This window comes from Martelella mangrovi, from assembly GCF_040545495.1.
In the GTDB taxonomy this organism is placed as follows: Bacteria; Pseudomonadota; Alphaproteobacteria; order Rhizobiales; family Rhizobiaceae; genus Martelella; species Martelella mangrovi.
This window is the reverse complement of sequence record NZ_JBEPLY010000005.1, coordinates 263,397-271,426: the sequence shown is the minus strand read 5'-3', so window position 1 is coordinate 271,426 and position 8,030 is coordinate 263,397. Positions and strand designations below refer to the sequence as shown.

Genomic DNA, 8,030 nt, shown 5'->3' with positions numbered 1-8,030 from the left:
TCTGTCTTACCAGATGGCCCACCCGCATCTGGTCAATGACGGCATTATCGGCCCGGCCACCATCGCCCAGCTGCGTCGGGACATGAAGGCGCTGAGGGATGCCGCGCAGAAGTCCGGCGCATCGGCCGCCGCCTCCGGTGCCATCGCATGGGCTTCCGGCCTGCCGGTCGGCTGGATCGTCACCGGTGTCGTCATCATCGCGATTGGCTGGTTTGCCTGGCGTTACCGCGATGTGATCGCACGCCGGATCAACACACTGACGGGCCATGAGGTGGAGGTATGATCCCGACCTTCATCACATGGCTGGTCAAACTTGGCGCGGGCGGCATTGTCGAACGCGCCATCACGCTCATCGACAAGCGGGCGGAACGTGAAAACGACCGTGAGAAGATCCGTGCCGAACTGACGGCGGAATATCTGCGGCAGGTGGTCGAGGAAACCCGCATCATGGCGGATTACAACAAGGCCAAGCTGTCGTTTCCGTGGTTCTGGCTGTTCGCCAGCCTGTTTCTGTTTCCTTTGGCGCTTTGGTGGGCTGCTGTCATCCTCGACAGCGTCTTTAGCTTCCCTTGGTCTGTGGCGGACCTGCCAACGTCCCAGATGCAGACATGGGCGGGCAACATGATCCAGTGGGTTTTCTATGTCGGTTCCGGTGTGGCGGGGCTGAAAGCAGTTGTAGGGCGGCGGTAAAGCCGCCCTTTGAGCAAAATGCGTGCGCAGGGGCGGCGGCATGAACATATGGGAAATGCTGGCGACAGAGAAAGGTCAGCTGGCACTGGCAGGGCTCGCCGGAGCGACGGTCAGTTCGATAATGGAGTGGCGTGGCGCGCTGCCGACGCTGCGCAAGATATTCGTCGGGGCAACGACGGCTTATTTCCTTGGGCCCATCGGCGTGCCGTTGTTCCAGTGGGCCGGCGGGCTTGCCGACATTCCGCTGGAACCTTCGGCCAGTGTCGGCGGTTTCGTCATGGGTATCGGCGGGATGACGATCGTCGAATTCATCGTCAAGGTCTGGCACTTTCGCCTGCGCGAGGTGGAGCATGACAAGGAATGACAAGCGAATTGACAAGCGTTGCGTCAAACGCGCGTGGTCCGAGCAATGGCGCGAGGTGCGGCCGGCGATGTTCTTGCTATGCGCCTGCCTGCTGGTGCTGATATTGGTCTACCAGTGATGACGAAGCCGCTCCGGGAAACCGGGGCGGCTTTTTTTGTCGGTCTCTACCCGTTGCTATTGTCGCCCTCACGCGGATGCATCGACCGTGTGCATTTCGGGATAACGGTCCACTCTCCATGCTTGCCGCAGAATTTGCATTTGGGTTTAAGTTTGGTCACGATCTTGTCGGGTCGGACATGGCTCAAATCCACTGGCACCGAAAGGCGTTGGCATCGCCAGCACGTGGCGGAATAGTCCAGGTGTTCGCGGGCGGCGCCCACCGTGGAATAGTCAAGTTCAGACGGCATTTTACCTCGCATATATTTGGTTCAGTTTGCCGCCGTTGTTCTATTTATGTTCCATTTCGGAATGTCGTCAAGATGCGAATCGCAACGCGCCCATGAATGTCCGAGATACGGGTCGGAAAAACGACAATCATCAATGCCGCAATCAGGCTTCGCCGCCTTTGCAAAGGGAACAATTGGAAAACAGGCGTTCAGAATAAAAAAAGGAGTTCGTTCAGAATAGAACTGTTGCAAACAGGAAAGATAACAGCTAAATGCCCGCCAACGCTTGCTTTCCAGCGAGCTAGGGGCCTCGTGGCGGAGTGGTTACGCAGAGGACTGCAAATCCTTGCACGCCGGTTCGATTCCGGCCGAGGCCTCCATTTCGGCTTATCAGCCTGATAATCATCTGAAATCATTTAATCTTTTTTCTGGCTTGGCGCAGAACTGTTCTGTCTTGGCCGAAGCCGGGATTTTTTTTACCCTTAAAGCGCCGCCTACATCTTTTCCTTGACGCCCTTGGCGATCAGCCACCAGTTCACCGGATAGGATGTTGCAAAGCCGGCCCACATGGCGATTTGCATCATGAACCAGAATTCGACTGTCGGCACTTCCAGTTTCATGCCGAGAAGGTGGCGAAAGAGGTAGAACTGGGCGAACGCCATGAAACCGTACATTCCGACCTGCCAGGCTGTGAGAGACAGAAAATCCGCCTTCACGGCCTGGATGAGGCCCTGATACGGCGACAGGCCGCGCATCGGTTTGATGGTGAAATACTGAAAGATGACACCGAAGGAAAAGGCAAAGACGAAGTCGAGGATCCACACCGCGAACATCTTTTCGGCAAAGATTGTCTGCCAGCCGAACCAGACGGCAACCGCCGGCACGAGAAAGGCCAGCCATTCCGCGACGAGATCGCCGAGTGCGCAGCCGCTGCCGCAATGGGCAACTCCCTTGCCGACCATTACCGCAAACGGCGTTTCGGTCATGTTCGGCGGTTTCTCGTCATTGTGCATCGCCTGGTGATGGGCTTTCCGGGTCGCCAGGCGTCCATAGCGAAAATAGGCCCACAACGCCGCAAATGAGCCGAACAGCGCGACCAGCGGCCAGACCGCGTTCATGATCCACATATGTTGCGGATGCCTGAAGATATCGAAAGCGATAATCAATGCGGCGATTGCGCCGGCGAGAAGCGAAAGGATGGCGAGCAAGTGGAGCCAATCGGGCATGTCTCATCTCCTTGTCTTCCGGAAATCAGCACGGGAAAGCGCCCTGATTTTCAAAACATGTCTCTTGGCCAAGTCATCCGGCGGTTGAATTGTTCCATGTGGTCGGCAGACGGGACTGCTGCTGTGTCCATTCGATGCTGACGTCAACAGCAAGTCCGTGATGCGGAGGCATCTCGTCCGCAGCGTTCAGTCTCGAAAATGACGGCGTGACGCATGCCTGCAGATTGATTCTGATCTGCTAGTCTGGCAGTATCGAAACCTCGGTATCGCGACTTTCCCGACACCCCCGGATCATGCTGACCTTACGGGCTTTTGCATGGATCAATGATGGCATTGGCTTCGGACGGCGTTCGAAGGGATGCTTTTCTTGGGCGGGGCTGCTTGCGAGATCGGATGAGGGAGGCCCCGAAAGGGGCGGGAGCATAACGGCCGGCGCGGACGCGTTTGCCGGGCACAAGGGCAGGATCATGAAATACGCCATCGTTGGAACGGGATCGCGGCACAAGATGTTTCGCAGCGCGGTCGCCGAAACCTATGCCGACCGCAATGCCTTGGTCGGGCTATGCGATATCAACGAAAAGCGGCTGGCGCTTTCGGCCAATGCCGTGCCTGTCACCGGCAACGGAATTGCGACCTATCGCGCGGCGGAATTTCCGCAAATGCTGACCGAGCAGAAGCCGGACACGGTAATCGTTACCGTGCCCGATTACCTGCATCATGACTATATCGTCGATGCCATGCGGGCCGGTTGCGATGTGATGACCGAAAAGCCGATGACCATCGATCTGGAAAAGCTGAAGGCGATCCTCGACGCCCAGAAGCAGACCGGCCGCAAGGTCACCGTCACCTTCAACTACCGTTACACGCCGGCGCGCACGCAATTGAAGGATCTGCTGATGTCGGGCGTGATCGGCGATGTGACCGCCGTCAGCTTCCGCTGGTATCTCGACCGCGTTCATGGCGCCGATTATTTCCGTCGCTGGCATCGCTACAAGAACCAGTCGGGCGGCCTGCTGGTCCACAAATCGACTCATCATTTCGACCTCGTCAACTGGTGGCTCGGGTCTTCGCCGGTCTCGGTGACGGCGCACGGAAGCCGCTCCTTCTATAATGCCGAGACAGCCGAGGAGCTTGGCCTGCATCGACGCGGTCCGCGCTGTTACAGCTGTCCGAGCGCCGGGAATTGCGATTTCCGGCTGGACCTCGAAGCCGATCAGGCATTGCGCGCTCTCTATCTCGATGCGGAAGACGATGACGGCTATCTGCGCGACCGCTGTGTTTTCGACGATGACATTACCATCGAGGACACGATGCAGGTGCAGGCCGTCTATGGCACGGGCGCCAGCCTCAATTATACGCTCTGCGCCTACAGCCCGTGGGAAGGACTTGAGGTCAAGTTTTACGGCACCAAGGGCGAGCTGTCGCACCGCCATGTCGAGGTTCACGGCGTCTTTGGCGGCAAGCGGGACAAATCGGAAGGTTCGGAATCGATGACCACGACGCTGCATCTGGCCGGCCAGCAACCGCAAGACCTCGATGTCTGGGAAGGTGAGGGCGATCACGGCGGCGCCGACCCGGTGATGCTCGGTTATCTTTTCGATCCCGAGAGCGGTGAAGACCGCTACGGGCGGTCATCGTCCCATATCGACGGGGCCTGGTCCATTCTCACGGGGATCGCCGCCAACCGCTCGATTGAAACCGGTGAAACCGTGCATATCGGACAATTTCTCGCCGAGCACGGGATCGACCTGCCGCACAAGAAATGGTGACCGGCTGACCCCTTGGGTCAGCTCAGTTTGTTGACAACTCCTGTGAGCAATCACAGCTGTGCCCCCGCCGTCATTCCGGCCTTGAGCCGGAATCCAGTCAGCGCAAGTCCTTGCGCGCAAAGACTCTTTCTGGAGGCGCATAACAAGCGGCCCTGGATACCGGCTCAAGGCCGGTATGACGAAAGAAACGCAAGACGAGCTTTGTCAGCAGTCTGGGCTGACCCCTTGGGTCAGCTGGCCGAGTCCGTATCGTCTGCAGCGATCTTTCCGAGAAGGTCGCCGAGCGGTTCCGGTTCATGAATGTAGAACCCCTGGGCGAAGTCGACTCCGAATGTCTTCAGCTTCGCGCAGGTTTCTTCATCGCCGACAAACTCGGCAATCGTTTCAAGGCCCAGAACCCGGGCGACCTCGACGAAACATTTGACCGTCGCCTCGTTGAGCGGATCCTTCAGCAACTCACTGACGAACTGACCATCGATCTTGAGATAGTCGAGCGGAAAGTATTTGAGGTAACCGAAGGACGACGAGCCGGCGCCGAAGTCATCAAGCGCGACCGAAATGCCTCGCAGGCGCAGTTCGGTGATGAAGGTCGCCGCTTCGGCCATGTTGGTGATGATCGCGGTCTCGGTAATCTCGATACACAGAGAATGGCAGACGTCTCTGCCGGCCTCGTCCAGCATGTCGAGCGCGGTCTTGTGGAAGCTCCTGTCGCCGAATGACTGGCCGGACAGGTTGATGCAGATGCGGTGGGCGCTGTCTGTCATCCGGGCGGCGGCAACCTGCCTCAGCGCTTCGCCGAGGACCCAGTGATCGATATGGGGCATGAGGTTGAAACGTTCGGCCGCCGGCAGGAAACGGCCGGGCAGGATGACTTCACCATCCTCTCCGATCATGCGCAGAAGAAGCTCGATATGGCGTCCGGTTTCGTTGGCGCCGATCGGCGCGATCGACTGGGCGTAGAGCACAAAGGAGCCCTGCTGCAAAGCCTGTTCAATGCGGGATGCCCAGCGGGTTTCGCCCGACCTGATCTTGAGATTCTCGTCGCTTTCCTCCCAGACATGAACGCGGTTTCGCCCGCTTTCCTTGGCGACATAGCATGAGGTGTCGGCCGCCTGCAGAATCGCCGAAACGCTGGTCGAATGCTGGTTGAACGGCACCAGACCGATACTTGCGCCAACCCTGAAATGCTTGTTGTCGTGGACGAAGCGGAATTCCGCCATGCGGTCGCAGATCTTCTGCGCGACCCGCAGGCCGTCTTCAGGGCTGCAATGTTCCAGAAGTACGGCGAATTCGTCACCGCCGAGCCGGGCCAGCGTATCGCGTTTGCGCAGGCAGTCCTGCATCAGCTGGCTGACCTTCTTGAGCAGCGCATCGCCGACGGTATGCCCACATGTGTCGTTGACGATCTTGAACTGATCGAGATCGATATAAAGGAGCACATTGCGGGTGTCGTCCTTCTGCACCGTCTCGAAGGTGCGCTGCAAGCGACGGTCGAATTCCGACCGGTTGAGAAGGCCGGTCAGCGGGTCGTGGCTGGCGCGATAGGTCATTTCGCGCGACAGGCGTCTTTGCTCGCTGACATCGTGGAACACCAGAACCGCGCCCAGAATTTCGCCGTCGGCACTGAGGATCGGAGCGGCCGAATCCTCGATGCTGTATTCAAGGCTGTGACGCCCGACCAGAAGCGTGTTTTCCGCCAGCCCCACAACCTGCTCCTGTTCCAGACAGGCGGCGATCGGGTCCGGTGCCTTTTCGCGGGTTTCTTCATTGATGATGTAAAAAACGCTGTCCGAGGGCTGGTCTTCCGCATCTTCGACGGTCCAGCCGGTCATCCGCTGGGCAACGGGATTGAGCCAGCGGACCCTGCCTTGCGCATCGGTGGTGATCACGGCGTCACCGATGGAGTTGAGCGTCACCCGCATCAGCTCATGCTGCTCGGCAAGTTCGAGGGTCATCTGGCGGCGCGCGGTGATATCCCAGGCAGCGCCGACGATGCGTTGCGGGGTGTCGTTGTCGTCGTGGACAATGTTGGCAGCGATATGCAGGTGCCTGAGCCCACCGTCCGGCAGAACAACGCGGTATTCCTCGTCGAGATGCTCACCGGTTTCGATGGCATGCTGGACCGCCGCTTCGACCCGCGCGCGGTCTTCCTGATACACGGCCCGATGCCAGACTTCGCCGATGTCTTCGCGCCCCGCTTCGTCGAGGCCGTAGAGGCGATACATCCAGGCATCCCAGTGGGCGACCCTGCGGGCGATCTCCAGCTCCCATATGCCGATCCCGCCGCTGTCGGTGGCAATCGCCATGCGTTCGCTCATCAGCGCCCGTTCTTCCTCGGCGTGTTTGCGGGCGGTGATATCGGTATGGGTGCCGATCATGCGTAACGGGTTGTTGTTCTCATCCCGCTGAACGACCCGGCCCCGGTCGAGTATCCAGATCCAGCGCCCGTCCTTGTGGCGCATGCGGAACTCTTCCTCGAAATAAGGAGCGTCCCCGCGGATATGGGCGACGTCGGCATTCAGGGCTCTTTCGGCATCGTCGGGATGAAGGAATTTCAGCCATTCATCGCCGTCACTGGATATCTCGTCAGGGCGATAGCCGATGAGCGCGCACCAGATGTCGGAATAATGCGTCTTGCCGGTGACAAGATTGGCGTCCCATACTCCGATTCTGCCGTTTTCACTGGCGATCACCATTCGCTCGTTGAGTTTTTCGAGTTCGAGACGCTGAAGCGTCTGTTCGGTCACATCCTGAAATGCGCCGACCAGCCGAACCGGATCTTGCCCGCCGTCGAACTGGGCGGAGCCTGCGGCGCGAACCCAGATCTGCCGGCCGTCGGCGCGTATCAACGGCAGTCGCTCGTCCCAGGGCGTGCCCGTCGATATGCCATTGGCGACGGCTTCCTCGATTTGTGCGCGCGCCTGCGGTGGGTAAAACGAGAGCGCCTTTTCCATTGTCGGGCTGTAGCCGGGTTCGACGCCGTGGATCCGGCAGGTTTCATCCGACCAGAATATCGTCTGGTTAACGAGGTCGACCTCCCATCCGCCGATACCGGCGATCTGTCCGGTACGCTCCAGAAATGTCCTGTTCTTTCTGAGTTCTTCCTCCGCTTCCCTGCGGCTTGTTATGTCTTGAAGCGTTCCGAACATCCATTCGGGGCTGCCGCTGTCCGTCCAGGCCAGAACGCGACCGCGCGCGGCGACCCAGATCCAGTGCCCCGATCTGTGGCGCAGCCGGGCCTCGTAATCATAGCTGTCGGTTTCGCCCCGCAGGTGCATGGCGAGGTTTTCCTCGTGCCCGGCAAGATCGTCCGGATGGATTCGGTCCTGCCATGTCTGCAGGTCTGTCGGTTCGAGGTCTTCCGGCTCATAGCCGATGATATGCGCCCATTCGTGGTTGAGCCGCAGTTCTCCGGTGCCGATGTTCCATTCCCATGTGCCCGACTGCGTTGCCTCGATGATCAGCTCAAGCCGGCGTCGTTCCGCGATGGGACGGTCGTGGATTTCGCTCTCGCCTGCTCCGTGGGGCATTGTTCCTGCTCCGGTTTAGCGGGCATCGGCCGTGGTTGATCAGCCCAGGGCGCCGCTGACATGTC

At 59.3% G+C, this 8,030-nt stretch carries 5 protein-coding genes, 1 tRNA gene and 1 pseudogene; 5 read left to right on the top strand and 2 right to left on the bottom strand.

All coding sequences use genetic code 11. The annotated features are described in order from the left end of the window. From ABID12_RS10180 to ABID12_RS10165, 4 genes and pseudogenes are all read left to right on the top strand, one after another. Positions 1-283 (top strand): annotated as a pseudogene (locus ABID12_RS10180) (glycoside hydrolase family protein); the annotation flags it as partial. After that, positions 280-690: a hypothetical protein gene (locus ABID12_RS10175; RefSeq protein WP_354434113.1), complete on the top strand. Its 411-nt coding sequence runs from the start codon at positions 280-282 to the stop codon at positions 688-690. The pseudogene ABID12_RS10180 and the gene ABID12_RS10175, both read left to right, overlap by 4 nt. 40 nt (positions 691-730) lie before the next feature. Beyond that, positions 731-1,054 (top strand): hypothetical protein, encoded by a 324-nt coding sequence (locus ABID12_RS10170; protein WP_354434112.1) that lies wholly within the window; start codon positions 731-733, stop codon positions 1,052-1,054. 692 nt (positions 1,055-1,746) lie between these two features. Then, positions 1,747-1,820 (top strand) — tRNA-Cys (locus tag ABID12_RS10165). A 114-nt stretch (positions 1,821-1,934) separates the two neighbouring features. On the opposite strand, the gene ABID12_RS10160 is transcribed toward ABID12_RS10165, so the two are convergent. Beyond that, the gene (locus tag ABID12_RS10160; protein ID WP_354434111.1) at positions 1,935-2,666 is read right to left on the bottom strand and encodes a DUF4396 domain-containing protein; all 732 of its coding nucleotides are present in this window, start codon (positions 2,664-2,666) and stop codon (positions 1,935-1,937) included. A 467-nt stretch (positions 2,667-3,133) separates the two neighbouring features. Between ABID12_RS10160 and ABID12_RS10155 the strand changes: the two genes are divergently transcribed. Beyond that, on the top strand, positions 3,134-4,435 hold the full coding sequence (locus ABID12_RS10155) for a Gfo/Idh/MocA family protein (RefSeq protein WP_354434110.1): 1,302 nt from the start codon (positions 3,134-3,136) through the stop codon (positions 4,433-4,435). 230 nt (positions 4,436-4,665) lie between these two features. On the opposite strand, the gene ABID12_RS10150 is transcribed toward ABID12_RS10155, so the two are convergent. After that, positions 4,666-7,965, bottom strand: a complete 3,300-nt coding sequence (locus ABID12_RS10150; protein ID WP_354434109.1) for a PAS domain-containing protein — start codon at positions 7,963-7,965, stop codon at positions 4,666-4,668. Between the last annotated feature and the right edge of the window lie 65 nt (positions 7,966-8,030).

Excerpts from the sequence above, each read along its gene's own strand:
- ABID12_RS10170 (WP_354434112.1), top strand. The coding sequence starts at position 731 with ATGAACATATGGGAAATGCTGGCGACAGAGAAAGGTCAGCTGGCACTG.
- ABID12_RS10160 (WP_354434111.1), bottom strand. The coding sequence starts at position 2,666 with ATGCCCGATTGGCTCCACTTGCTCGCCATCCTTTCGCTTCTCGCCGGC.
- ABID12_RS10175 (WP_354434113.1), top strand. The coding sequence starts at position 280 with ATGATCCCGACCTTCATCACATGGCTGGTCAAACTTGGCGCGGGCGGC.
- ABID12_RS10155 (WP_354434110.1), top strand. The coding sequence starts at position 3,134 with ATGAAATACGCCATCGTTGGAACGGGATCGCGGCACAAGATGTTTCGC.
- ABID12_RS10150 (WP_354434109.1), bottom strand. The coding sequence starts at position 7,965 with ATGCCCCACGGAGCAGGCGAGAGCGAAATCCACGACCGTCCCATCGCG.